Source organism: Myxococcus sp. AB025B (assembly GCF_006518215.1).
Lineage (GTDB): Bacteria > Myxococcota > Myxococcia > Myxococcales > Myxococcaceae > Myxococcus > Myxococcus fulvus.
Map to the genome: position 1 here is coordinate 1 of NZ_SRLW01000090.1, position 24,079 is coordinate 24,079.

Genomic DNA, 24,079 nt, shown 5'->3' on the forward strand with positions numbered 1-24,079 from the left:
TGGTGATGCCGGGCGACAACATCGCGATCGAGGTGGAGCTCATCACCCCTGTCGCGATGGAGAAGGAGCTGCGCTTCGCCGTTCGCGAGGGTGGCCGCACGGTGGGCGCCGGCGTCGTGGCGGAAGTCATCGAGTAACCCGCCCGGGGAGCTTTCGAGCTCCCTGGCCCCAAACACCGGATTCCGAGGGGAAGGTGCCTGATGGTAACCTTCCCCTTCCGTGTCTGAAGAGGTAGGCCATGCCGAAGGGCAATCGTTCCATCATTTCGCTCGAGTGCACGGTGTGCAAGGAGCGGAACTACACGACCACGAAGAACAAGCGGAAGAGCCAGGACAAGCTCGAGCTGAGCAAGTTCTGCTCGCGGTGCCGCAAGCATACGGACCACAAGGAAGGTAAGGTCTAGGTCGGTAGTTCCTGAGAGATTCTAGGCCAGTAGCTCCAACGGTAGAGCAGCGGTCTCCAAATCCGCGTGTTGGGGGTTCGAATCCCTCCTGGCCTGCCAAGTCTCAGTGGGAGCGGGGCCCCCGGTACCTGGAGGTACCGGGGGTTCCTGTGTTTCCGCAGTTCGTGAAATTTCGCTTTCGCAGTACCTCGTGAGGCACCATGGCGACGGCATCAGAGGCCAGCCAGCAGGCTAACCGCTCGGCGATGGATCCGAAGCGGCTCGTGGTCATCTTCTACCTCCTCGCCGGCATCATCCTGGCGCTGTTCCTGGAGCGCTTGTTCGGAGCGCTGTGGGCCAGCTTCGGATGGCCCGATGCGGTGCTCGTCGAGGGGTTGGACTGGAAGGTGTCCACGCTCGTGGGCTACCTGGCGGCCGTGGGCCTCGCGCTGGCCGGCTACCTCCACCCCAAGACGCACACCCTCTCCATGGAGGTCGCGTCCGAGCTGATGAAGGTGACCTGGCCTACCTGGCCGGAGACCCGGACGTCGACCGTGGCAGTGGTCGTCGCCTCGCTCGTGGCCGCGGTGCTGCTCTTCTGCATCGACACCGTCGCGTACAACTTGATGGTGGAGTGGCTGCCGGCCCTGTGGGGGAAGCTGTAATGGCGATGAAATGGTTCGTGGTCCACACCTACTCGAACTTCGAGAACCAGGCGAAGAAGAGCCTGGAGGAGAAGATCCGCCTCGAGGGGCTCCAGGACCAGTTCGGTGAGATCCTCATCCCCATGGAGCAGGTCGTGGAGATGGTGAAGGGCGAGAAGAAGACCTCTCGCCGCAAGTTCTTCCCTGGCTACATCTTCGTGCAGATGGAGCTGAACGACCGGACGCTCCACCTGGTGAAGAACACGCCGAAGATCACCGGCTTTCCGGGGACGGGGCAGAACGAGCAGCCGCGGCCCATCTCGGAGAAGGAGGTCGCGAACCTCACGTCGCAGATCTCCGAGGGCACGCTCAAGCCCAAGCCCAAGGTGCAGTTCGACGACGGCGACACGGTGCGTGTGGTGGACGGCCCGTTCGCCAACTTCAACGGCACGGTGGAAGAGGTCAACGCGGAGAAGGGTCGCGTGAAGGTGCTCGTGAGCATCTTCGGTCGCGCCACTCCCGTGGAGCTGGACTTCATGCAGGTGGAGAAGACCACCGGCTAGTTTTTCGCGGGCGACTCGGATAGAGCGCGCCTTGCGACACTTCCGCGTCCGTCAGGACGCGGTCCCATGGGTGGGAGAGCCTCCCCGTCTGGAGGCCCGTCTGGACCACCCCCTCGAAAGGCAGTTGTCAGCCGATGAAGAAGGTCACAGGTCAGGTCAAGCTGCAGATTCCCGCCGGTAAGGCGAACCCCGCCCCGCCGATCGGCCCCGCGCTCGGTCAGCAGGGCGTGAACATCATGGAGTTCTGCAAGCAGTTCAACGCGAAGACGCAGGCGGAGGCCAAGGAGGGGCTGATCATCCCGGTGATCATCACCGTCTATCAGGACCGCTCCTTCACGTTCATCCTCAAGACGCCTCCGGCGGCCGTCCTCATCAAGAAGGCGGCGGGCCTGCACACCGAGAAGAAGAAGGGCTCGGGAGCGAAGAAGCCTGGCAAGGAGAAGGTGGGGCAGATCACCCGCGCGCAGCTCGAGGAGATCGCCAAGAAGAAGATTCAGGACACCACCGCCGCGTCGCTCGAGGCCTGCATGAACACCATTGCTGGCACCGCGCGCTCCATGGGCATCGACGTCGTCGGCTAGGCCGCCGCCCCACTCACGGACGAGGATTTCTGTCATGGCTAATGGGAAGAAGTTCCGGGCGGCCGCCGCGCTGGTGGACCGCGAGAAGCGTTACACGGTGGCCGAGGGTTTCGCGCTGCTGAAGAAGACGGTGGATGCGCGCGCGTCGAAGTACGACCAGACGGTCGACGTGGCCATCAACCTGGGTGTGGACCCGAAGCACGCGGACCAGATGGTCCGTGGCGCCGTGGTCCTCCCGAACGGTACGGGCGCCACCGTGCGCGTGGCCGTGTTCGCCAAGGGCGAGCGCGCCACCGAGGCTGGCAACGCGGGCGCGGACATCGTGGGCGCGGAGGACCTCCAGAAGCGCATCGAGGAGGGCTTCCTCGACTTCGACACCGTCATCGCCACCCCGGACATGATGGGTATCGTGGGTCGCCTCGGTAAGGTGCTCGGCCCTCGTGGCCTCATGCCGAACCCGAAGGTCGGCACGGTGACCATGGACGTGGCCAAGGCCATCCGCGACGCCAAGGGCGGTAAGGTCGACTTCCGCGCGGAGAAGGCCGGCATCGTCCACGCGAAGATGGGCAAGGCCTCCTTCTCGGTGGACAAGCTCGAGGGCAACTTCAACGCGCTGGTGGATCTGGTGATGAAGCTCAAGCCGGCCACCGCCAAGGGCGTGTATCTGAAGGGCATCGCCATCTCCACGACGATGGGCCCGGGCATCAAGATCGATACCCAGGAGATTCTGGCCCGCCACCGCTAGGCGGCCAGCAGGCGGGCGGTGCTCGCTTCCCCGCAGTGGGGGGAGTCAGAGGTGCCGCCTGCCTGACGTCTCAGGTTCGAAAGTTCTGGATCTTTGCCGAAGCCGGGGGTATAGGCCCCCGGCTTTTGCAATTGGAGCGCCACGTCATGAGGCGTGCGCTTCGACCTGGTTCATGACAGCAGGGACCCGGTCAGAGGAGAAGTGCCCCGTTGGGAACCGGACAACCGGTCGGGGCGTGGCTTCCTCTGTCGGGTTCAAACGGCCGCAAGGCCAGCCCTGCCGAGACTGGAGGTGCGGTGTGGTGTCTCTCGGAGGCTCCTCTCGCTCTGCCACTTTGGCCCAGGCATCACGCCCGTCGGAAGACGGGCCAAGAAGGAGGTGAGTCAAAGTGCTGAAGAGCGAGAAGGAGGAGATGATCAAGGAGCTCCACGAGAAGTTCTCGCGGACCAAGTCGGCCATCGTCGCGGAGTTCTCCAAGGTGGATGTGGAGACGGTGACGAAGCTGCGCAAGAAGTTCCGCGAGGGCGGCGTCGAGTACAAGGTCATCAAGAACACGCTGGCGCGCCGTGCCGCGCAGGGCACGGACGTGGCTGTCATCGCTGATGACTTCACGGGTCCGGTGGCTCTGTGCCTGAGCTACGGCGACGTGGTGGCCCCGGCGAAGATCCTGACCGAGTTCACGAAGGACCTCGAGGACAAGATCAAGATCCGCACCGCCGTGGTCGACGGCCGCAAGGTCGACGTCAACGGCGTCAAGCAGCTGGCGAAGCTGCCGGGTCTCAACGAGCTCCGGGCGCAGCTGCTCGGCATGCTCAACCAGCCGGCTGGCAAGCTGGTTCGGACGATTGCCGCCCCGGGTTCCCAGCTCGCGCGGGTCGTTCAGGCCCACGCGGACAAGGCGCAGGGTTAGTTTTCCTGATTCATCCGAGAAGTTTTTCTACACCAACCTTGACGGCCACAGCTCCCACGGGGACGCAGGCCGTTAGTCAAACCCAGAAGGACGAGTTCCATGGCTGACCTGAATGCAATCGTTGAGCAGCTCTCCGGCCTGACCATCATCGAGGCCGCCAACCTGGTGAAGGCCCTCGAGGAGAAGTGGGGCGTCTCCGCCGCCGCCGTCGCCGTTGCCGCCCCCGCGGGCGCTGCTGGCCCGGCCGCCCCGGTCGAGGAGAAGACGGAGTTCACGGTGGTGCTGTCGAACGCCGGCGCCAACAAGATCAACGTCATCAAGGAGATCCGCGCGATCACCGGCCTGGGCCTGAAGGAGGCCAAGGACCTGGTCGAGGGCGCGCCCAAGACGGTCAAGGAGGGCGTCAACAAGGACGACGCCAAGAAGATCAAGGACCAGCTCGTTGCCGCTGGCGCCACCGTCGACATCAAGTAAGTCGTACAGGGGCTGCTTGGTTTCCGGGAATTTCCAAGCAGCCTCCTGACCGGATGAGCAGGCCGGCGCTCCCAGTAGGGGGGCTGCCGGCTTTGCCCATTTGACCGTTGCAAATTTCCCGGCGCCGCCGCGCGTTACTGAAGTTTGCCCCGCCCGAGCAGCCGTCCCCGGAGCCAGAATGCCGACGCAGATCCAGAACAATTTCCGCGTGCGGAAGACCTTCGCGAAGATCGCGAAGATCATCGACATTCCCAATCTTATCAACATCCAGAAGCAGTCCTACGAGAAGTTCCTCCAGGCCGATATCGCCCCGGAGAAGCGTGAGGACATCGGCCTTCAGGGTGTCTTCAACTCGGTTTTCCCGATTCGGGATTTCAACGAGACGTCGTCGCTGGAGTTCGTCAGCTACCACCTGGAGAAGCCGAAGTACGACGTCGATGAGTGCCACCAGCGTGGCATGACCTATTCCGCCCCCATCAAGGTCGTCGTTCGCCTGGTGGTGTGGGACAAGGATGAGGAGACCGGCGCGCAGTCCATCCGCGACGTGAAGGAGCAGGAGGTCTACTTCGGGGAAATCCCGCTGATGACCCAGAACGGCACCTTCATCATCAACGGCACGGAGCGCGTGGTCGTCAGCCAGCTGCACCGCAGCCCGGGCGCGTTCTTCGACCACGACAAGGGCAAGAGCCACTCGTCGGGTAAGCTGCTCTACAACGCCCGCATCATTCCCTACCGCGGTTCGTGGATCGACTTCGAGTTCGACCACAAGGACCTGCTGTACGTGCGCATCGACCGGCGTCGCAAGCTGCCCGCCACGGTGCTCATCCGCGCCCTGGGCGCCGTCAGCGACACCGCGAAGAAGAACCCGCTGGAGTTCAAGGGCTCCACCGAGGAGATCCTCAACTACTACTACGCCACGGAGACCATCTACCTCCAGAGCGCGACGGACTTCGAGAAGAGCGTCGAGTTGGAGCTGCTCCCGGGCCAGCGCGCCACCCGCGACATCAAGACGAAGACGGGTGAGCTGATCGTCAAGAAGAACCGCAAGTTCACCCGCGTCGCCATCAAGAAGCTCGAGGCGGCGAAGATGAAGACGCTCCCCATCGACGCGGACGAGCTCTTCACGAAGGTGTCCGCGTACGACGTGGTGGACGAGAACACCGGCGAGGTCATCCTCGAGTGCAACGAGGAGGTCTCGCAGGAGAAGGTGGACGAGCTCCTCAAGCGCAACATCAAGGAGTTCAAGGTCCTCTTCATCGACAACCTCAACGTGGGTCCCTACCTGCGTGAGACGCTCATGCTGGACAAGCTCGAGACGCCCGAGCAGTCCATCATGGAGATCTACCGTCGTCTGCGTCCTGGCGATCCGCCGACGCCCGAGACGGCCATCAACCTGTTCACGAACCTGTTCTTCAACCCCGAGCGCTACGACCTGTCCAAGGTGGGTCGCCTCAAGCTGAACTTCAAGTTCGGCCTCGAGGAGCCGCTCGACGGGCAGATCCTCACCAAGCGGGACATCCTCGAGGTGATCCGCTACCTGATCGACCTGAAGAACGGCAAGGGCACCATCGACGACATCGACCACCTCGGCAACCGGCGCGTGCGCGCGGTGGGCGAGCTGCTCGAGAACCAGTACCGCATCGGTCTGGTTCGCATGGAGCGGGCGATCAAGGAGCGCATGAGCCTCCAGGAGATCGAGACGCTCATGCCGCACGACCTCATCAACGCCAAGCCCGTCACGGCGGTCATCAAGGAGTTCTTCGGGTCCAGCCAGCTGTCGCAGTTCATGGACCAGACGAACCCCCTGTCCGAGGTCACGCACAAGCGTCGTCTGTCCGCGCTCGGGCCCGGCGGCCTCACGCGTGAGCGCGCGGGCTTCGAGGTCCGCGACGTCCACCCGACGCACTACGGCCGCATCTGCCCCATCGAGACGCCGGAAGGCCCGAACATCGGCCTCATCGCGTCCTTGTCCACCTACGCGCGCGTCAACGAGTTCGGCTTCGTGGAGACGCCGTACCGCAAGGTCGACGCGGGCGTGGTGACGACGGACGTGGCCTTCTACTCGGCGCTCGAGGAGGAGAAGCACACCATCGCGCAGGCGAACGCGGAGACGGACAAGAAGGGCAAGTTCGTCAACGCGCTCGTGTCCAGCCGCCGCGGCGGTGAGTTCGTCCAGGCGCGCGCCGAGGACGTGGACCTGATGGACGTGTCGCCGAACCAGCTGGTGTCGGTGGCCGCGTCGCTCATCCCGTTCCTGGAGAACGACGATGCCAACCGCGCCCTCATGGGCTCGAACATGCAGCGCCAGGCGGTTCCGCTGCTGCGCACCAGCGCTCCGCTGGTGGGCACGGGCATCGAGGCCATCGTCGCGCGCGACTCCGGCGTGACGTGTGTCGCGCGCCGAGACGGCACGGTGGAGAGCGTGGACGCCGGCCGCATCGTGGTGAAGGCGGACGTGCCGGCCTCGCTGAGCGACGTGTCGAGCGAGGTCGACATCTACAACCTGCTCAAGTACCAGCGCTCCAACCAGAACACCTGCCTCAACCAGAAGCCCATCATCAGCAAGGGCGACAAGGTCCGGAAGGGTGACGTCATCGCCGACGGCCCGGCCACCGAGACGGGCGAGCTGGCGCTGGGGCAGAACGTGGTCGTCGCGTTCATGCCGTGGCAGGGCTACAACTTCGAGGACTCCATCCTCATCAGCGAGCGCATCCTCAAGGACGACGTCTTCACGTCGATCCACATCGAGGAGTTCGAGTGCATCGCGCGCGACACCAAGCTGGGCAAGGAGGAGATCACCCGCGACATCCCGAACGTGGGTGAGGAGGCCCTCAAGGACCTGGACGAGAGCGGCATCATCCGCATCGGCGCCGAGGTGAAGCCCGGCGACGTGCTGGTGGGCAAGATCACCCCGAAGGGCGAGACCCAGCTGTCTCCCGAAGAGAAGCTCCTGCGAGCCATCTTCGGCGAGAAGGCCGGCGACGTGCGCGACAGCTCCCTGCGCGTGCCCCCGGGCGTGGTGGGCACCGTCATCAACGCCAAGGTGTTCAGCCGCAAGGGCGTGGAGAAGGACGAGCGCGCCAAGCAGATCGAGTCCATGGAGGAGGCGAAGCTCCTCAAGGACCAGAACGACGAGATCAAGGTCCTCCAGGACAGCGCCATCGGCCGCATCCGCGCGCTGGTCCGCGGCAAGGAGGTCCAGGGCAAGCTCGTGGACGACAAGGGGAAGATCCTCCTGAAGAAGGGGGACATCCTCGACGACGCGCTGCTGGCCACGGTGCCCTACAAGTACTGGGGTGAGATCTCCGTCGGCGACCCGCTCGACTCCCGCGTGCGCGACATCCTGCGCAACCTGGAGGAGACGAAGGAGGCCGTGAAGCTGGCCTTCGGCGAGAAGATCGCCCGCATCAAGAAGGGCGACGAGCTGCCTCCGGGCGTCATCAAGATGGTGAAGGTGTACGTCGCCATCAAGCGCAAGCTGGCCGTGGGCGACAAGATGGCCGGCCGCCACGGAAACAAGGGCGTCGTGTCCCGCATCCTCCCCGAGGAGGACATGCCGTACCTGGAGGACGGCCGTCCGGTGGACATCGTCCTCAACCCGCTCGGCGTTCCCAGCCGCATGAACATCGGGCAGATCCTCGAGACGCACCTGGGCTGGGCCGCCAAGGGCACCGGCGAGGCGCTGCAGCGCTACGTGGAGGACAACTGGGGCGCGGAGGCCATCAAGGAGCGCCTCAAGGTCATCTACGGCGCGGACACCCCGTTCGCGGCGTTCCTCGACAAGCTGGACGAGGAGGAGATCCGCCAGCTGTGCCGTCGCTCCAAGCGCGGCATCCACGTGGCGACGCCGGTGTTCGACGGCGCCCAGGAGCTGGAGATCCACCAGCTGCTCGACGAGGGCAAGCTGCCCCGCACGGGCCAGATGGTGCTCTTCGACGGCCGCACGGGTGAGCCGTTCGACCAGAACGTCACCGTGGGCGTGATGTACATGCTCAAGCTGCACCACCTGGTGGACGAGAAGATCCACGCGCGCTCCATCGGGCCCTACTCCCTGGTCACCCAGCAGCCGCTGGGCGGCAAGGCGCAGTTCGGCGGTCAGCGTCTGGGCGAGATGGAAGTCTGGGCGATGGAGGCCTACGGCGCGGCGTACACGCTGCAGGAGTTCCTCACCGTCAAGTCGGACGACGTGGTGGGCCGCACGCGCATGTACGAGGCCATCGTCAAGGGCGACAACGTCCTGGAGAGCGGCCTGCCCGAGTCGTTCAACGTGCTCCTCAAGGAGCTCCAGTCGCTCGCGCTGGACGTCGAGCTGCTCGAGAGCGCCCCCCCGGAGCGGCAGCGCAGCTTCGGCGGCGACTTCCTCGGCGGCGGTGACGGCGAGGAGCGCAAGACCGGGACCGAGGCCTGAGTTAGAGCCGGCGCGCCCGCCTGACCGGCCGCCCGCCACCCCGTGAGGGGGTGGGCGCGGCCGGGTCCGGGGCGGGGGCCCGAATCAGCTGGCGTTCCCCACGGGGGACGCCTCACGAGATTTCGGAGGCAACGTGAAGGACATTTTCAACTTCTTCGAGAAGCCGAAGGACCCGTTGTCGTTCAACGCCATTCGCATCGCGCTGGCGTCGCCCGACAAGATCCGTCAGTGGTCGCACGGTGAGGTGAAGAAGCCCGAGACCATCAACTACCGCACGTTCAAGCCGGAGCGTGACGGCCTGTTCTGCGCCCGCATCTTCGGGCCGGTGAAGGACTACGAGTGCAACTGCGGCAAGTACAAGCGCATGAAGCACCGTGGCGTGGTGTGTGAGAAGTGCGGCGTGGAGGTCATCCAGTCGAAGGTCCGCCGCGAGCGCCTGGGTCACATCACCCTGGCCACGCCGGTGGCCCACATCTGGTTCCTCAAGTCGCTGCCCAGCCGCATCGGCAACCTGCTCGACATCACGCTCAAGGAGCTGGAGAAGGTCCTCTACTGCGAGAGCTACATCGTCCTCGACCCCAAGTCGACGCCGCTGCAGGCCGGTGAGCTCATCAGCGAGGAGAAGATGCACCGGCTCTACCAGGAGCACGGTGAGGACTCCTTCACCACGGGCATGGGCGGCGAGGCCGTCCGCGAGATGCTCAAGGGCCTGGACGTGGAGAAGCTGTCCGAGGCGCTGCGCAAGGACATGCGCGAGACCACCAGCGAGGCGAAGCGGAAGAAGTACGCCAAGCGCCTGAAGGTGGCCGAGGCGTTCCGCGTCTCCGGCAACAAGCCCGAGTGGATGATGCTGGACGTGATTCCGGTCATCCCGCCGGACCTGCGCCCGCTCGTTCCCCTCGACGGTGGCCGCTTCGCGACCTCCGACCTGAACGACCTGTACCGCCGCGTCATCAACCGCAACAACCGTCTCAAGCGCCTGCAGGAGCTCAACGCTCCGGACATCATCATCCGCAACGAGAAGCGGATGCTGCAGGAGGCCGTGGACGCGCTGTTCGACAACGGCCGCCGCGGCAAGACGATCACGGGCCCCAACAAGCGCCCGCTCAAGTCGCTGTCCGACATGCTCAAGGGCAAGCAGGGCCGGTTCCGTCAGAACCTGCTCGGCAAGCGCGTGGACTACTCGGGCCGCTCCGTCATCGTCGTCGGTCCCGAGCTGCGCCTGCACCAGTGCGGCCTGCCGAAGATCATGGCGCTCGAGCTGTTCAAGCCGTTCATCTACAACAAGCTCGAAGAGAAGGGGTACGTCACCACCATCAAGTCGGCGAAGAAGATGGTGGAGAAGGAGCGTCCCGAGGTCTGGGACATCCTCGAGGACGTCATCCGCGAGCACCCGGTGCTCCTCAACCGCGCGCCCACGCTGCACCGCCTGGGCATGCAGGCCTTCGAGCCCGTGCTCATCGAGGGCAAGGCCATCCAGCTGCACCCGCTCGTCTGCGCGGCGTTCAACGCCGACTTCGACGGTGACCAGATGGCCGTGCACGTGCCGCTCTCCATCGAGGCTCAGATGGAGGCCCGCGTGCTGATGATGTCGACGAACAACATCCTCAGCCCCGCGAACGGCAAGCCCATCATCGTCCCGACGCAGGACATGGTGCTCGGCATCTACTACATGACCCGCGCCCGCGAGTTCGCCAACGGCGAGGGCCGCGTGTTCAGCTCGCCCGACGAGGTCCGCGCCGCGTATGACCACGGCGAGGTGCACCTGCAGGCGAAGGTGGTCTGCCGCATCGACGGCAAGCGCAAGGAGACCACCGTCGGCCGCGTCCTGCTGTGGGAGGTGGTTCCCCGTCGCGTGGGCTTCGACGCCATCAACAAGGTGCTCGACAAGAAGTCGCTCGGCGGCCTCATCGACCTCTGCTACCGCCTGACCGGCGAGAAGGAGACGGTGCTGCTCGCGGACCGCATCCGCAGCCTCGGCTACTTCAACGCCACGCGCGCCGGTATCTCCATCGCGCTGAAGGACATGATCATCCCCGCGAAGAAGCAGGAGTTCCTGGACTACGCGGGCAAGGAGGTGTCGGAGATCGAGAACCAGTACCTCGAGGGTCTCATCACCGACGGCGAGCGCTACAACAAGGTCATCGATATCTGGGCCGAGGTGACGGAGAAGGTCGCCCAGGAGATGATGCAGCAGATCTCCCAGGAGGAGGCCTCGCGGGAGAAGGACGGCAAGCGGGAGTCGCGCAAGCAGCCGTCGTTCAACCCCATCTACATCATGGCCGACTCGGGCGCGCGTGGTAGCGCCCAGCAGATCCGTCAGCTCGCCGGTATGCGCGGACTGATGGCGAAGCCGTCCGGCGAAATCATCGAGACGCCCATCACCGCGAACTTCCGCGAGGGTCTCTCGGTGCTGCAGTACTTCATCTCCACGCACGGCGCCCGCAAGGGTCTGGCGGACACGGCGCTCAAGACGGCCAACTCCGGTTACCTCACCCGCCGTCTCGTCGACGTGGCGCAGGACGCCATCATCAACGAGTACGACTGCGGCACCATGGACGGTCTGTTCATCGGCGCCCTGGTCGAGGGTGGTGAGATCATCGAGCCGCTCGGCGAGCGCATCCTGGGCCGCGTGGCCCTGGACGACATCCTCGACCCCGTCACGGGCGAGGTGCTGGTGCGTGCCAACGAGGAGATCGACGAGGACCGCGTCCGCCGCATCGAGAACAGCGGCCTGGACAAGGTGAAGATCCGCTCGGTGCTCACGTGCCAGGCCAAGCGCGGCATCTGCGTGGAGTGCTACGGACGCGATCTGGCCCGTGGCCGCAAGGTGTCCGTGGGCGAGGCCGTGGGTGTCATCGCGGCGCAGTCCATCGGTGAGCCGGGTACGCAGCTGACGATGCGCACGTTCCACATCGGTGGTGCGGCGACGCGGCGCGCGGAGCAGTCCAGCCTGGAGAACCGGTACGCCGGTAGCGTGAAGTTCGCGGGCCTCATCACGGTGCAGAAGACGGACGGCACGCTCGTGGCGATGAACCGCAACGGCGAGCTGGTCGTCGTCGACGACTCCGGCCGCGAGCGCGAGCGCTACCAGGTCATCTACGGCGCCCGCATCCTGGTGAAGGAAGGCCAGCGCATCGAGGCGAGCACGCTGCTGGCGGAGTGGGATCCGTTCGCCATCCCGCTGCTCACCGAGGTGGGCGGTACGGTGCGCTACGAGGACATCATCGAAGGCGTGACGATGTCCGAGACCCTGGACGAGGTGACGGGTCTGTCGCGCAAGACGGTCATCGAGTCGAAGGACCCGGAGGCGCGTCCGCGCGTCTCCATCCGCGACGCCCAGGGCAACACGAAGGACCTGCCCTCGTCCCGCAACCCGGCGAGCTACTTCCTGCCGCAGGGCTCCATCATCACCGTCAACGACGGCGATGAGATCCACCCGGGCGAGGTCATCGCCAAGGTGCCGCGCGAGACGACCAAGACGAAGGACATCACGGGCGGTCTGCCCCGCGTGGCCGAGCTGTTCGAGGCGCGCAAGCCGAAGGATGCCGCGGCCATCGCGGAGATCGACGGCGTGGTGTCGTTCGGCAAGGACACCAAGGGCAAGCGCAAGCTCATCATCACCCCCGAGGTGAACGGCGAGCAGCGCACGGACCTGGCCAAGGAGTATTTGATCTCCAAGGGCAAGAACATCAGCGTCCACTCCGGTGACCGCGTGAAGGCCGGCGAGGCGATGATGGACGGCGCGGCCAACCCGCACGACATCCTCAAGGTGCTGGGCGAGAAGGAGCTCGCGCGCTACCTGGTGGACGAAGTGCAGGAGGTCTACCGCCTCCAGGGCGTGAAGATTAACGACAAGCACATCGAGACCATCGTCCGGCAGATGCTGCGCCGGGTGCGCGTCACGGATGTGGGCGACACCAACTTCCTGGTCGACGAGCAGGTGGAGAAGTGGGTGTTCGAGGAGGAGAACGAGAAGATCATGGCCGAGGGCAAGCGCCCGGCCGTGGGTGAGCCGCTGCTGCTCGGCATCACCAAGGCCTCGCTCTCCACCGAGTCGTTCATCTCGGCGTCCTCCTTCCAGGAGACCACCAAGGTGCTCACCGAGGCCGCCATCAACGGCAAGGTGGACTACCTGCGCGGCCTCAAGGAGAACGTCATCATGGGTCGGCTCATCCCCGCCGGTACGGGTCTGCCGAACTACAAGCACCTCGACATCGAGGTGGAGAGCCCGACCGACGAGGTCAACGAGATGGAGGCCGCGCTGGCCGGGGCCCACGGCGATGGTGGGCCCCTGTCCGCTCCGGCTCCCCGTCCGGAAGGCACCCAGACGACGGGCGCCGCCTAGCGCTCGCCGGGCCGCCCCTCGGGCGAGCCTGGGTGCAGTCCTCCCGCCGCTCCGGTCTTCGTGCCGGGGCGGCGGTTTCATTTTCAGACCCAGTTAGTCGGGCTTTCCGGGACGTCGTCCTTGACGCTTATGGCGCGCCGCGTTATGTTTTGCGCGGAGAGTTTTTGACTCACTGGGTTACTGCCCGGCGATGCCGGGTGAAAAGGGGAGGACGACACATGGCCACGACGAAGCAGGCGGAGACGAAGCACGAGGAGACGACCCCCGCGGTGGACGCGAGCGCCGAGGCGGCGAAGAGCGGTTTCTCCAACGTGGAGGTCTTCCTGAAGGCCCAGCTCGCGCAGGCGCAGAAGCGCATCGAGGAGCTGGAGGGTGAGGCCGGCAAGGTGGTGAAGGCGCTGGACGCCCGACGCCAGGAGGCCGCGAAGGAGGCCCAGGCCCTGTGGACCAAGTTCCAGGCCGGTGAGCTCCTGACGGACCCGCGCGTGAAGGAGCTGGGCAAGAAGGTGGACGCGGCCGGCGCCGAGCTGAAGAAGCGGCTGGACGGGCTGCAGACCAAGGTGGTGGGCGCCGTGGGCGTGGCCAGCCAGTCGCAACTGCAGGAGCTCAACAAGGAGCTGTCCAAGCTGTCGCGCAAGGTGGACTCGCTCTTGAAGCCCATCCGACGCTCGGGTGCCTCGAAGGGCACGGACTCCTCCCCCCGCGCCTGAACAGCGATGCGTGGTTGACGCATGGTGCCCCCTTCCCACTCCACGAGTGGACATGAGGCAGGGGAGGGGGCTCGTTGTCGTTTCCTTCACCCTGGGGGTGTGATTACGTGGCAGGTCCGTTCGACTGTTCCAGGCCCACGGGTCTGGTACACCCCCTCCCGGAGAGACCGATTGGACAACAAGCCTGAGGCCCCCCGAGAGAAGAACCCTGTCGCGGAAACTTTTGAGCGCATCTGGAGTCAGGCGCTCCTCGCCGTGAGCACGGCCGAGGAGGAGGCCTCCCGCGCGGTGCAGAAGGTGGCGTCCGTGGCCGGCTGGAGCCAGGACGAGGTGAAGCGCCAGGCCCAGGCCTTCTCGGACCGCCTGGCCGGCCACCGAAGGGATTTGGAGCACAACGTGGAGGACCGGGTTCGCACGGCCCTCACCCGGATGAAGCTGCCCCGTCGCGAGGAGCTCCAGGCGTTCGGCTCCCGGTTGGAGCGCGTGGCCGAGCGCATCCAGGCACTGGAGCAACGCAAGTGACTTCTCCCGCCCCCACGGGCGGGAGGTCGTTCGCGACGCGTTTCTTCGAATCTCTCCACGCTCTGAGCTCAGGCTGTTCCCGACTCCCCCTGCTGGCGGGGGTGGCGCTCGTCGTGTCCGCGCGGCTGGTGCCGCTGCTGGAGGAGCGCTCGGTCCAGCCTGTCCTGTCCGAGCGCGTGGTCGCCGAGAGCCCCTCTCCGGAGGCGTCCCTCATCGACCTCGTGCTCGCGCGGCGCGCTCCGGGCCTGGGACTCACCCTGCGCCGGCAGCTCGGCAACGCCATCGCCGAGGAGGCCCGGACGGCGGGGTATGATCCGCTCCTGGTGCTGGCCCTCATCGACGTGGAGTCGGACTTCGCCGAGGAGGCCGTGTCCGAGAAGGGCGCGCGGGGGCTGATGCAGATCAAGCCCAGCACGCTCCACTTCCTGGCGGAGAAGGAGGGCCTGCGCCTCTCCCGGGAAGAGGTGACGGCCGACACGGCGCTGTGCGTGCGGCTGGGCATCCGCTACCTGCGCTCGCTGCAGGACCGCTTCGGCGGCGACCTGGAGCTGGCGCTGATGGCCTACAACGCCGGCCCCACCCGCATCCGCAACGCCATCAAGCAGGGCGAGCTGGACCGCTTCCGGCGCTACCCCCGGGCCGTCCGGCGCGACTTCCGCCGCTTCCGCGAGGGCCATGGCCTGGGTGGAGACTGGGCGCTCGCCCAGCGCGAGGCGGACGCCGTCCCCACGCCTTGATACACCCCGTGTGAATCTCTCCGCGCCATGGCCGCTCCAAGCGGAGGCATGTGCGCCTTGTCCCGATCCCCAGGGTGCGCTAAGCGTTGCAAGTGCCCGGGACTGTTGAAGATTCCGAGGAGTGAACCCATGCATCGTCCCTTTTCGCGCCCGGCGCTCGTCGCCACCCTGGTGGCGCTGGCCCCGCTGAGCACCCTAGCGGGTTCCGTCTATCTCAACGGCGTGTTGATCGACGGCGTCACCAACCAGAAGTTCGAGAAGGCCACCGTCCGCATCGACGAGTCCGGCAACGTCCACATCGAGGCGGCGGGCTACCGCGTCTCGACGGTGACGATGCCCGCTCCGGCGGCTCCCGCCCAGGCCGCGGTCCCCACGCCGAGCGCTGCCCAGGCGGTCCCCGCGGGTGGCGCCGCCACGGCGGCTCCGGCGGCGCAGGCGGTGCCCACGGCGGGGACGGCCTCCGCCCAGCCGGCGGTGGCCACGGCCACGCAGCCTGCGCGCATCACCCAGCGCTACTGGCTGGTGACGGAGCAGACGGTGCCGGGGATGACGGAGTACGACATCGACGTGTACGTGAACTCCCGGTGGCTGCGGAAGCTGCGTGGCAACGAGGACCAGGTGGTCGCGGACATCACCCAGCACCTCAAGCCCGGGGCGAACCAGGTGATGCTGATGGCCCGGAAGATTTCCACCGGTTCCAAGCGCAGCGATTCGCCCAAGCACCTGTTCCGGGTCATCATTGGCGAGGGCAACGAGGGCGGTGGCAACGTGATGATCGACAACCCGCTCATCCGCTTCCAGACGTCGGCGGCGGAGTCGAAGGACATCACGCAGGAGTTCACCCTCACCACGCGCTGAGGGGCGAGACTCTCGGAGACACGACGTGTTCAACCTGGATGAGCGCTACCGCGGGCTTCCCGCGACGCGCGAGCAGATCCTCGCGCTGCACACCTCGCTCAACACGCCGCACGTGGCCATCCCCGGCAAGCAGGCCGGGCCGGCGCAGGCGTTCGTCGTGGGGCTGCGCGGAGGGCAGGGCGCGGCCGTCTTCGTGTACCTCTACCTGGCGGAGGCCGAGGACTGCGCGGTGTACCTGTCCGGCCGCCGCAACACGACGGCGGACGAGTACCGCGAGGACGAGTCGGACGCGCTCGCCTTCGTCGAGTCGCTCGGCTTCATGATGGATGACGCCAACTGGCGCGGTCAGCCCCCGGAGCAGCAGGACGAGTGGCTCAAGACGCTGCCGGTCTTCTTCAAGGACCCCACGCTGGTGCCCGCGGTGAAGGCTCGCGCCGAAGAGAAGAAGAACGTCACCACCACCCTGGGCCGCTTCCTCGCGGCCTTCTGAGTCTTGCCCACCCCCGTCGTCGAGAACCGCCCCATGCTCCGCTTCGCCTCCGCGTTCCGCCCACTCGCGCTCGTGCTCGCGCTCGCCGGCTGTGCCCATGTCCCCACGGAGAAGGAGCGCCGCAAGGCGGAGATCCACTACGACCTGGCGCTCCAGGCCCAGCAGCAAGGCCACGTCCAGGACGCGCTGCGCGAGCTGCAGGTGTCGCTGGAGAGTGATCCCGACTATCCGGAGGCGAACAACGCCATCGGCATCCTGCTGCACCTCGTCTTCGCGCGCCCGGCCGAGGCCATTGGCCACTACGAGCGCGCGTTGAAGGTGCGTCCCACCTTCTCCGAGGCCCGCACGAACCTGGCCAACGTGCACCTGGACCAGGGGCGCTACGACGAGGCCATCAAGCTGTACGAGCAGGTCCTCAACGACATGCTCTACGTGACGCCGTACATCGCGCAGGGCAACATGGGCTGGGCCTTCTACAAGAAGGGCGACACGCAGCGGGCCGTGGGGAGCCTCAAGGCGGCGGTGACGACCAACCCCGGCTTCTGCATGGGCTACCGCAACCTGGGCATCATCTTCGACGAGACGGGCAAGCTGGACGAGTCGTGCCGTAACTTCTCCCGCTACCGCGAGAACTGCCCGGACGCGGCCGATGCCCACATGCGCGAGGGCGTGTGCCTGGCGAAGCAGGGGCAGGCGGAAGGGGCCCGGCAGGCCTTCTCCACTTGCGAGGCCAAGGCGAAGGCGGGAGAACAGGAGCTGAAGGACGACTGCCGAAGGCTGCTCGAAAAGCTCTAGTCTTCTGCTATCTGGACGCACCGTGGACCACGTCGACTTCGGCAAGTACCTCAGCCAGCAGCGGGAGCTTCGAGGCCTGTCTCGCGAGGATGTCGCGCGAGAGACCAAGATTCCCCCGACGCTCATCGCCGCGCTCGAGGCAGGGCAGGTGGAGCGGCTGCCCTCGCGTATCTTCGTGGTCAACTACATCAAGGCCTACGCCCAGGTGATTGGCCTGTCCCCCGAGGAGGCCATCCTCCGGTACGAGGAGGTGGACCGCTCGGTGCCGGCGCCGTCGCCCGCGCAGCTGGAGCAGGAGCGCCGCAAGCGGGCCTACGTGGGGCTGTCCGTCCTCCTGGTGGCCCTGGCGCTGGGCCTCTACGTGTTCCTCGTGCTGAGCGGGAAGCTTCCTTCGCCGCTCGCGCGTTGAATGACGCCATGGAGCGCTACGACGACGATGCGCTCGTGCTGTCCACCGTGGACTACGGCGAGTCGGACCGGCTCGTCACGCTGCTGACGCGCGAGCATGGGAAGCTGACGGCCTTCGCCGCGGGGGCGCGCAAGAGCAAGCGGCGCTTCGCGGGCGCGCTGGAGCCGTTCATGCGGCTGCGCGTGCACATCGTCGAGACGCGCGGCTCCACGGTGCGGCTGGACTCCACGGACATCGTCGCCGGGTACTACGCCGCGCGCGAGGACCTGTCGCTCATCGCCCGGGCCCTGTACGCGGTGGAGCTGTGCCGCGAGCTGACGCGCGACCACGAACCGCACCCGGAGCTCTTCATCCTGCTCGAGGGCTACCTGGGCCGCCTGGACGCGAAGGAGGCGGGGCCCACGTCGCTCCTGGCCTTCGAGCTGGCGGCGCTGGCCCACGCGGGCCTGATGCCGCGCTTCGATGCGTGCTCGCTGTGTGGCGGAGCGCCCGGTGAGCGGCCCCGGTTCGACCAGGCGCACGGGGGCGCGGTGTGCGAGCCGTGCAGCGCTCGTGCGCGGGAGGCGGTGCTCGTCCCGTCCGCGCTGCTGTCCGGGCTGCGAGCGCTCCAGGAAGGGGCCCGCACGCCGCTTCCCGCGGACCTTCGTGCCCGCGCGCGCGGACTGCTCAACGTCTTCATCGCCCACCACCTGGGACGACGCCTCAAGAGCGTGGACTTCATGGCCCAGGTGGGACTGGACTGACGCGGGTCCGAAGCCGTCACACGAGAGAGGTCGCATGAGCGAGGGGCAGGAGTCGCCGCTGGACGTGGTGTGCTTCGGTGAGACGCTGGTGGACTTCCTTCCCTCCGAGCAGGGCAAGCGCGTGCGCGATGTGCCCGCGTGGCACCCGTGTCCCGGTGGCTCTCCCGCCAACGTCTCCGTGGGGCTGGCGAGGCTGGGGCTGAAGCCGGCGATGCTCGGCGTGGTGGGCTCGGACGAGTTCGGCCACTTCCTCAAGGACAGCCTGGCCCGCGAGGGCGTGGACGTGAGCCACCTGCGACAGACGACGGAGGCGCGCACCGGCCTGGTGTTCATCTCCCTGGATGCGAAGGGGGAGCGCAGCTTCACCTTCTTCCGCACCCGCTCCGCGGAGTTCCTCCTGGGGCAGGCCGACGTGGACGCGGACTTCCTGCTGCGCGCCCGCGCGGTGCACTGCGGCTCCAACTCCCTGCAGCGTGAGGATGCCCAGCTCGCGACGGTGCGGATGCTCGGCCTGGCGCGCGAGGCGGACCGCATCGTGAGCTGTGATCCGAACCTGCGGCTGCACGCGTGGGAGGACCCCACGCAGCTCAAGACGCTGCTCGCGCGGATGCTGCCGCTGTGCACCGTGGTGAAGCTGTCCGAGGAGGAGATCGCCTTCGTCACCGGCACGGAGTCCCCCCAGGAGGCGCTCACGCGACTGTCCGGCATGGGCGTGAGGCTGCCGGTGGTGACGCTCGGCGAGCGAGGCGCGCTGTTTCGCTGGAAGGGCGAGGACGTCCACGTGCCGGCGCCTCGGACCCGGGTGGTGGACACCACGGGCGCGGGGGATGGCTTCGTCGCGGGGCTCCTGCACGGGCTGGTGCGCTGGTACGGCGGCACCCGTGCGCTGGAGTCCGCCACGCGCGAGGAGCTGGTGGTGCTGGCGACCTTCGCGTGCGCCGTGGGGTCGCGGGTCGTCGAGAAGCCCGGCGCGGTGGAGGGTCTGCCACGCGCGGAGGAGCTCTCCTCGGTGTGGCCCGCCCGACCTGATGCTCGCTGAGCGGTTCGCGTCTACTCCGGCGAGACGCGCGTCAGGAACGAGTCCGTGGGCGACATCCCCGTCACCGGACCCGAGCCGAAGTCCAACGTGCCGAGCAGCCGTCCCCACAGGATGACATCCCGTCGGCCCGCCGTGGCGACGCGCATCGCGGACTGGTTGCGCAGGTCGCCGAAGCCTCGGCTCCACCAGGTCTCGCCGTCACGACCGAGCTTCACCACGTAGACATCATCGCCTCCCGCGCTCGTCAGGGGCCCGTCACCGAAGTCGATGCGGCTGCTGAACGTGCCCGTCACCACGGGGCTGCCCAGGGGGTCGACGTCCACGTCGTAGGCCCAGTCGAACCCGGGCCCGCCGAAGCTCCAGCTCCAGCGGTTGTTGCCATCACCGTCGAACGCGGAGACGAACACGTCACCGTCCGCGCTGAAGAGCGGTCCGCCGCCGTGGTTCACCGTGCCGATGAAGGCGCCCGTCGCGACGACCTGCCCCTGAGGGTCCGCGGCCAATCGCCAGAGCGTCTGGCTCCGCAGCTCGCCGTAGCCCTTCGCCCAGAGGGGCAGGCCATGCGCGTCCAGCTTCATCACGTAGACGTTGAAGCCCGGCGTCGTGAGCCAGGGCACGCCGTCGACCGACAGCACGTCCAGGAAGCCGCTGCAGAGGTAGAGGTTGTCCCGGGCATCCAACGCCAACGACGTGAGCGCGGTGGCCGTGCCCGCTTCGTATTGGCTGTGCCAGACGAGCGCACCGGTGTCTCCGGCGAGCCTCGCGACGAACTGATTCAGCGCACCCGTCCCGGGTATCGGTCCGGTGCCGTAGTCGATGAAGCGCTCGAAGTAGCCGCTCACCAGCACGTCGCCGTTGCTCGCCGTGACGAGCGAGCCCGTCTGCTGCTGTCCGCCGTCCCCGAAGCAGCGGCTCCAGACGTGCGTGCCCTGCGCGTCGAACTTCGCCAGGAACGCGCTCGGGACGCCCGGCTCACCACGGCAGGGCAGGGGACCTCCACCGAAGTCGAGCGAGCCCCAGTAATCCCCCGTGATGACGATGTTGCCCGCGCCATCCACCGCGAGGCCCGTGGCCTGCTGGTAGTTCTCGTCACCGAAGCGCCTCGCCCAGAGGAACTGACCGCTCGGGTCGAACCGCGCCACGAGGATGTCCCACGACGACGTGGCCACGAACGCCACCTGTCCGCTCGACTGCACCGCCACGTCCCCGAAGCCCTCGATGCCTCCGTACGTGGAGGTCCAGGGGCCCGGCACAATGTCGCTCGCTCCGAGCAGCTCCCGCTGTCCGACGGGTGAGCGCTCCGTCACCTCCGACTCTCCCGGAGCACCGCAGGCCGGCACCAGGCTCAACAGCAACAGGGAGGATGAAGGTCTGAATATCGAGCTCATGCGGACAGGCTAGAAAAGCGCTTCCACACGAGGCAAGCCAGCGTGTCCGGGCTCGACGCTCACCCGTTCCTGGGCGACTTGCTGGCGAGCAGGGGCCGCAGGATGTCGTAGTCGAAGCGCTCGTAGGGGGGCGTCACCCACTGTCGGCGACGCTCGTAGCGCTCCAGACAGTCCGCTCCCACATCCGTCTTCCGCTCCTGCGCCGTCTCCCACTGCGCGAGCCCCAGGTACGCCGCGTCGATGGCGGACGCCTCGCCCAGCGCCGTCGCCACGGCGTACTCGCGCGGAGGGAGCTCCCGACCGTCCGTCCCTTTGGGAACGGAGCCGAGGTGACGGACCTGGACGCAGACGCTGTACGTGTAGACACCGTCGACGCTCTCCTTCAGGTGGTCACTCTCCGGGAACACGCCGTAGAGCACGTCCGGATTCACGGCGTTGGGAATGGAGCCCAGGCGCGCGACGAGCTCGAGCCACGCCAGGGGGACGCGGTGGCTCAGCTCGCTGCGGCGCCCCACGACCTTGAGGCCGACCAGGCACAGGCCACCCAGGGAGACGATGGAGATGTTCATGCGGCCATACCCTGCACCTTGAACCTGGTTGAAGCTCCAGGAGAATGTCGTCGCATGCTGTCGATTTCCCAGTTCTCCGAACGCTGTGGCCTCTCCGCGAGCGCCCTGCGCTTCTACGAGCGCAAGGGCCTGCTGGTCCCCGCCGGGCGACAGGAGAATGGCTACCGCGCGTATTCGCCCCAGCAGGTCGCGGAGGCGCGCTTCCTCGGGAGCCTTCGCGCCGCGGGCATCCCCCTGCGCGCCATCCGCGACTTCCTCCGCAAGGACGTCCGCGCGAGAGAGGCGATGCTGTCCTCATGGCGCCAGGAGATGGCCGCGAGGCTGCTCTCGCTCCAGGTCGCGAACCAGTACCTGCGCGGCCTGACACCCGAGCGCCCCCCGCTGCATCTGGAGCACTGGAACGAGCCTTCCCTCCTTGTCTGGTTTCCCGCGAGCGCGGACGAGGCGCCGCTCCCGTTCCGCGCCGAGGTGGCCTCCAGGAAGCGGGCGCTCCAGCAGCGGGGAGTGCCGGTGCTCACCGGTGGCTATGTGAGGACGCTCGACTCCCAGGATGGGAAGCTGTCGGGGGAGGTCGGGTTCCGCATCAAGGCGAGCAGGCGGACTCCCGCGGGGGCGCGGCGTCAGGAGGTCCCGCCCACGCTCTTCGCCACCTTGGAGTGCGGCCTGCGCGACGACGTGGCCGCGCACCGCGTGTTCCGCTTCCTCGACGAGCTGGGCTTCCGTCCAGGCACACTCCACCTGGAGCGTTACCTTCCCGGAACGCCGGACCGCTACCTGCTCATGTTGGCCGTGCAGCGTCGCTGAAGCCTCCCGGCCACCGCGTGTCCACCCGGAAGCGACGGGAGGGGCTCGTGCGGAAGGGGGCGGGGTGGAAAGATGGAGCGGCCCATGGCTTTGTCCCCCCCTCAAGCATCGCCCGAGGCAACGGCGCCTCCGCTCTCGCCGTCCGCCGCGTCATTGACCCTGCTGAGCATCCCAGGGGACTCGCCCGAGGCGACGGATTCGTACTGGCTGGAGCATGTGTACCAGGGAGACCGACTGCCGCAGCTCACGCTGCGCTCGGTGCTGTTGGGCGCGGCCATCGGTCTGGTCACCTGTGCCACAAACCTCTACGTCGGCCTCAAGACGGGCATCGTCTTCGGTGTCGCCATCACCGCCGTGCTGCTCGCGCAGGGCGCCCATGGATTGTTCCGGCGCCTGGTGCCCGGCGTCGCGGGCGCGCCGCTGTCTCCGCTGGAGACGTGTAACGCGCAGGCGGTCGCCTCGGCCGCGGGCTATGCCACCGGTGGCGCGCTCGTGTCCGTGCAGGGAGCGTGGCTCGTCGTCACCGGGCACCATCCCTCCGGGCCGATGCTGCTCGCGTGGACCTTCTTCCTGTCCGCGCTCGGTGTCCTGTTCGCCGTGCCCTTCAAGCGACAGCTCGTGGACCATGAGCAGCTGCCCTTCGCTTCCGGCACCGCCGCGGCGACCACCATCCGCGCCATGCATGGCACGGATTCGGAGGCGTCATCCCGGTTGCGACTGCTCGGCGGTGGCGGGCTCTTCTCCGGACTCGTCACCCTGGCACGCGATGCGTGGGGAAAGCTGCCTGTCTCCGTGCCCTTCCCGGGGAGCTGGCGTGGACTCACCCTGGAGCGCCTGGGCTTCGGACTGGAGCTGAGCCTGCTGCCCATCGGCGCCGGCGTGCTGCTGGGGCCGCGCATCACGACGTCGATGCTGCTGGGCGCGGTGCTCATCCACGGCGTCGTCGCGCCCCGCGTGTTCGCCTCGGGCGTGGTCGACGCGAAGGAGGGGAACTACCTCGAGTGGAGCCTGTGGCCCGGCACCGCCGCGCTCGTCGTCGGCTCGCTGCTGCACTTCCTGCTCCAGGGCCGTGTCGTGGGTCGTGCCCTCCGCGGTGTCCTCTCCCGAGCGCCTGGAAGGCCGCATCCGGTGGATGCGCTGCAGGTTCCGCGAAGCTGGTTGCTCACGGGGCTCGTCGTGCTGACGCCCGCGTCCGTCGCCGTGGCGTACGTCGGCTTCGGGGTTCCCGTGGCGCACGGAGCGTTCGCCGTGGCGATGTCCTTCGCGCTGTGTCTCATCTCCTGTCGAGTCACCGGTGAGACGGACTCGACGCCGGTGGGCGCCCTGGGGCAGGTGACGCAGGTGACCTACGGGGTGCTGCTGCCGAACCAGGTGCAGGCCAACCTCGCCACGGCGGGCATCACCGTGAACACGGCATCGTCGTCCGCGGACCTGCTCACCGACTTGAAGACGGGACACCTGCTGGGGGCTCACCCCCGTCGCTTGTTCCTCGCGCAGTTGATCGGCTCGGGCATCGGCGCGCTCGCGGTGGTTCCGCTGTTCTTCCTGCTCGTGCCGAACGCGGAGGCGCTGGGCGGTGAGCGCTTCCCCGCACCCGGCGTCTTCAGCACGGCGGGTGTCGCGCGCATCCTCGCCTCGGGCCTCGACAGCCTGCCGCCGATGACCCGCGCCGCGGTCGGGTGGGCCTCGCTCCTGGCGGGGCTCCTCGTGCTCGCCGAGCGACTGCTCCCCGCACGGTGGGGCCGGTGGATACCTTCGCCCCTGGGCATGGGGTTGGCTTGTCTGTTGCCCGCGTCGTACGCGCTCGGTTTCTTCCTGGGCGGCGTCATCTCCGGAGTCGTGAGCTACGTGAAATCCACGACAGCCGAAGGCCGGGTGGTGACGCTCGCGGCGGGCTGCATCGCGGGCGAGGGGCTGGTAGGCGTCGCCATCGTCCTGTCGCAGTCGCTCTGGTAGCGTC

Annotated in this window: 22 protein-coding genes, 1 tRNA gene and 1 pseudogene; 22 read left to right on the plus strand and 2 right to left on the minus strand. The window is 67.2% G+C overall.

Annotation, left to right across the window (positions count from 1 at the left end):
• The 20 genes and pseudogenes from tuf to FL311_RS17200 all read left to right on the plus strand — a co-directional run.
• Nucleotides 1-137, plus strand: a pseudogene (gene tuf / locus FL311_RS17105) (elongation factor Tu); the annotation flags it as partial.
• A gap of 101 nt (nucleotides 138-238) precedes the next feature.
• Nucleotides 239-403, plus strand: a complete 165-nt coding sequence (rpmG, locus tag FL311_RS17110; protein WP_015349099.1) for a 50S ribosomal protein L33 — start codon at nucleotides 239-241, stop codon at nucleotides 401-403.
• A gap of 23 nt (nucleotides 404-426) precedes the next feature.
• Nucleotides 427-502: transfer RNA gene (locus tag FL311_RS17115), tRNA-Trp, on the plus strand.
• Between the two features lie 101 nt (nucleotides 503-603).
• The gene (secE, locus tag FL311_RS17120; protein ID WP_141326198.1) at nucleotides 604-1,047 is read left to right on the plus strand and encodes a preprotein translocase subunit SecE; all 444 of its coding nucleotides are present in this window, start codon (nucleotides 604-606) and stop codon (nucleotides 1,045-1,047) included.
• Complete coding sequence (gene nusG, locus FL311_RS17125) at nucleotides 1,047-1,589, plus strand: transcription termination/antitermination protein NusG (protein WP_046713309.1); 543 nt, start codon at nucleotides 1,047-1,049, stop codon at nucleotides 1,587-1,589. Before secE ends, nusG begins: the two co-directional genes overlap by 1 nt.
• 134 nt (nucleotides 1,590-1,723) lie before the next feature.
• The gene (gene rplK, locus FL311_RS17130; RefSeq protein WP_015349101.1) at nucleotides 1,724-2,170 is read left to right on the plus strand and encodes a 50S ribosomal protein L11; all 447 of its coding nucleotides are present in this window, start codon (nucleotides 1,724-1,726) and stop codon (nucleotides 2,168-2,170) included.
• 34 nt (nucleotides 2,171-2,204) lie between these two features.
• Nucleotides 2,205-2,915 (plus strand): 50S ribosomal protein L1, encoded by a 711-nt coding sequence (gene rplA, locus FL311_RS17135; protein WP_141326199.1) that lies wholly within the window; start codon nucleotides 2,205-2,207, stop codon nucleotides 2,913-2,915.
• A gap of 388 nt (nucleotides 2,916-3,303) precedes the next feature.
• Entirely contained in the window at nucleotides 3,304-3,825 is a 522-nt protein-coding gene (gene rplJ / locus FL311_RS17140; RefSeq protein WP_141326200.1) for a 50S ribosomal protein L10, read from the plus strand.
• A gap of 99 nt (nucleotides 3,826-3,924) precedes the next feature.
• Nucleotides 3,925-4,299: a 50S ribosomal protein L7/L12 gene (gene rplL / locus FL311_RS17145; RefSeq protein WP_141326201.1), complete on the plus strand. Its 375-nt coding sequence runs from the start codon at nucleotides 3,925-3,927 to the stop codon at nucleotides 4,297-4,299.
• Nucleotides 4,300-4,477: 178 nt separating this feature from the next.
• Nucleotides 4,478-8,707, plus strand: coding sequence for a DNA-directed RNA polymerase subunit beta (gene rpoB / locus FL311_RS17150; protein ID WP_141326202.1), 4,230 nt, complete (start codon nucleotides 4,478-4,480; stop codon nucleotides 8,705-8,707).
• 133 nt (nucleotides 8,708-8,840) lie between these two features.
• Entirely contained in the window at nucleotides 8,841-13,055 is a 4,215-nt protein-coding gene (gene rpoC, locus FL311_RS17155) for a DNA-directed RNA polymerase subunit beta' (RefSeq protein ID WP_141326203.1), read from the plus strand.
• Between the two features lie 218 nt (nucleotides 13,056-13,273).
• A complete protein-coding gene (locus FL311_RS17160) occupies nucleotides 13,274-13,765 on the plus strand; it encodes a hypothetical protein (protein WP_141326204.1) in 492 nt (163 codons plus the stop codon).
• A 171-nt stretch (nucleotides 13,766-13,936) separates the two neighbouring features.
• Nucleotides 13,937-14,287: a phasin family protein gene (locus FL311_RS17165; RefSeq protein WP_141326205.1), complete on the plus strand. Its 351-nt coding sequence runs from the start codon at nucleotides 13,937-13,939 to the stop codon at nucleotides 14,285-14,287.
• The gene (locus FL311_RS17170) at nucleotides 14,284-15,024 is read left to right on the plus strand and encodes a lytic transglycosylase domain-containing protein (protein ID WP_141326206.1); all 741 of its coding nucleotides are present in this window, start codon (nucleotides 14,284-14,286) and stop codon (nucleotides 15,022-15,024) included. Before FL311_RS17165 ends, FL311_RS17170 begins: the two co-directional genes overlap by 4 nt.
• Nucleotides 15,025-15,153: 129 nt before the next feature.
• Nucleotides 15,154-15,882: a hypothetical protein gene (locus FL311_RS17175; protein WP_141326207.1), complete on the plus strand. Its 729-nt coding sequence runs from the start codon at nucleotides 15,154-15,156 to the stop codon at nucleotides 15,880-15,882.
• A 25-nt stretch (nucleotides 15,883-15,907) separates the two neighbouring features.
• The gene (locus tag FL311_RS17180; RefSeq protein ID WP_046713319.1) at nucleotides 15,908-16,372 is read left to right on the plus strand and encodes a hypothetical protein; all 465 of its coding nucleotides are present in this window, start codon (nucleotides 15,908-15,910) and stop codon (nucleotides 16,370-16,372) included.
• Nucleotides 16,373-16,405: 33 nt separating this feature from the next.
• Nucleotides 16,406-17,167, plus strand: coding sequence for a social motility TPR repeat lipoprotein Tgl (tgl, locus tag FL311_RS17185; RefSeq protein ID WP_141326208.1), 762 nt, complete (start codon nucleotides 16,406-16,408; stop codon nucleotides 17,165-17,167).
• Between the two features lie 22 nt (nucleotides 17,168-17,189).
• Nucleotides 17,190-17,576 (plus strand): RodZ family helix-turn-helix domain-containing protein, encoded by a 387-nt coding sequence (locus tag FL311_RS17190; RefSeq protein WP_141326209.1) that lies wholly within the window; start codon nucleotides 17,190-17,192, stop codon nucleotides 17,574-17,576.
• 8 nt (nucleotides 17,577-17,584) lie between these two features.
• Nucleotides 17,585-18,319, plus strand: a complete 735-nt coding sequence (gene recO / locus FL311_RS17195; protein ID WP_141326210.1) for a DNA repair protein RecO — start codon at nucleotides 17,585-17,587, stop codon at nucleotides 18,317-18,319.
• A 34-nt stretch (nucleotides 18,320-18,353) separates the two neighbouring features.
• Complete coding sequence (locus FL311_RS17200; protein WP_141326211.1) at nucleotides 18,354-19,358, plus strand: carbohydrate kinase; 1,005 nt, start codon at nucleotides 18,354-18,356, stop codon at nucleotides 19,356-19,358.
• An 11-nt stretch (nucleotides 19,359-19,369) separates the two neighbouring features.
• Here FL311_RS17200 and FL311_RS17205 read toward each other — a convergent pair whose 3' ends face one another.
• Both FL311_RS17205 and FL311_RS17210 read right to left on the minus strand, forming a co-directional pair.
• Nucleotides 19,370-20,746 carry a hypothetical protein gene (locus tag FL311_RS17205; RefSeq protein WP_141326212.1) on the minus strand — a complete coding sequence of 459 codons (1,377 nt, stop codon included), beginning with the start codon at nucleotides 20,744-20,746 and terminating at the stop codon, nucleotides 19,370-19,372.
• Between the two features lie 59 nt (nucleotides 20,747-20,805).
• Nucleotides 20,806-21,315 carry a GyrI-like domain-containing protein gene (locus FL311_RS17210; RefSeq protein ID WP_141326213.1) on the minus strand — a complete coding sequence of 170 codons (510 nt, stop codon included), beginning with the start codon at nucleotides 21,313-21,315 and terminating at the stop codon, nucleotides 20,806-20,808.
• A gap of 54 nt (nucleotides 21,316-21,369) precedes the next feature.
• Between FL311_RS17210 and FL311_RS17215 the strand changes: the two genes are divergently transcribed.
• Nucleotides 21,370-22,119, plus strand: coding sequence for a MerR family transcriptional regulator (locus tag FL311_RS17215; protein ID WP_141326214.1), 750 nt, complete (start codon nucleotides 21,370-21,372; stop codon nucleotides 22,117-22,119).
• Nucleotides 22,120-22,203: 84 nt separating this feature from the next.
• Nucleotides 22,204-24,075: an OPT family oligopeptide transporter gene (locus FL311_RS17220; protein ID WP_141326215.1), complete on the plus strand. Its 1,872-nt coding sequence runs from the start codon at nucleotides 22,204-22,206 to the stop codon at nucleotides 24,073-24,075.
• The last annotated feature ends 4 nt before the right edge of the window (nucleotides 24,076-24,079 follow it).

Excerpts from the sequence above, each read along its gene's own strand:
- rpmG (WP_015349099.1), top strand. The coding sequence starts at position 239 with ATGCCGAAGGGCAATCGTTCCATCATTTCGCTCGAGTGCACGGTGTGC.
- secE (WP_141326198.1), top strand. The coding sequence starts at position 604 with ATGGCGACGGCATCAGAGGCCAGCCAGCAGGCTAACCGCTCGGCGATG.
- nusG (WP_046713309.1), top strand. The coding sequence starts at position 1,047 with ATGGCGATGAAATGGTTCGTGGTCCACACCTACTCGAACTTCGAGAAC.
- rplK (WP_015349101.1), top strand. The coding sequence starts at position 1,724 with ATGAAGAAGGTCACAGGTCAGGTCAAGCTGCAGATTCCCGCCGGTAAG.
- rplA (WP_141326199.1), top strand. The coding sequence starts at position 2,205 with ATGGCTAATGGGAAGAAGTTCCGGGCGGCCGCCGCGCTGGTGGACCGC.
- rplL (WP_141326201.1), top strand. The coding sequence starts at position 3,925 with ATGGCTGACCTGAATGCAATCGTTGAGCAGCTCTCCGGCCTGACCATC.
- rpoB (WP_141326202.1), top strand. The coding sequence starts at position 4,478 with ATGCCGACGCAGATCCAGAACAATTTCCGCGTGCGGAAGACCTTCGCG.
- FL311_RS17160 (WP_141326204.1), top strand. The coding sequence starts at position 13,274 with ATGGCCACGACGAAGCAGGCGGAGACGAAGCACGAGGAGACGACCCCC.
- FL311_RS17175 (WP_141326207.1), top strand. The coding sequence starts at position 15,154 with ATGCATCGTCCCTTTTCGCGCCCGGCGCTCGTCGCCACCCTGGTGGCG.
- tgl (WP_141326208.1), top strand. The coding sequence starts at position 16,406 with ATGCTCCGCTTCGCCTCCGCGTTCCGCCCACTCGCGCTCGTGCTCGCG.
- recO (WP_141326210.1), top strand. The coding sequence starts at position 17,585 with ATGGAGCGCTACGACGACGATGCGCTCGTGCTGTCCACCGTGGACTAC.
- FL311_RS17200 (WP_141326211.1), top strand. The coding sequence starts at position 18,354 with ATGAGCGAGGGGCAGGAGTCGCCGCTGGACGTGGTGTGCTTCGGTGAG.
- FL311_RS17205 (WP_141326212.1), bottom strand. The coding sequence starts at position 20,746 with ATGAGCTCGATATTCAGACCTTCATCCTCCCTGTTGCTGTTGAGCCTG.
- FL311_RS17210 (WP_141326213.1), bottom strand. The coding sequence starts at position 21,315 with ATGAACATCTCCATCGTCTCCCTGGGTGGCCTGTGCCTGGTCGGCCTC.
- FL311_RS17215 (WP_141326214.1), top strand. The coding sequence starts at position 21,370 with ATGCTGTCGATTTCCCAGTTCTCCGAACGCTGTGGCCTCTCCGCGAGC.
- FL311_RS17220 (WP_141326215.1), top strand. The coding sequence starts at position 22,204 with ATGGCTTTGTCCCCCCCTCAAGCATCGCCCGAGGCAACGGCGCCTCCG.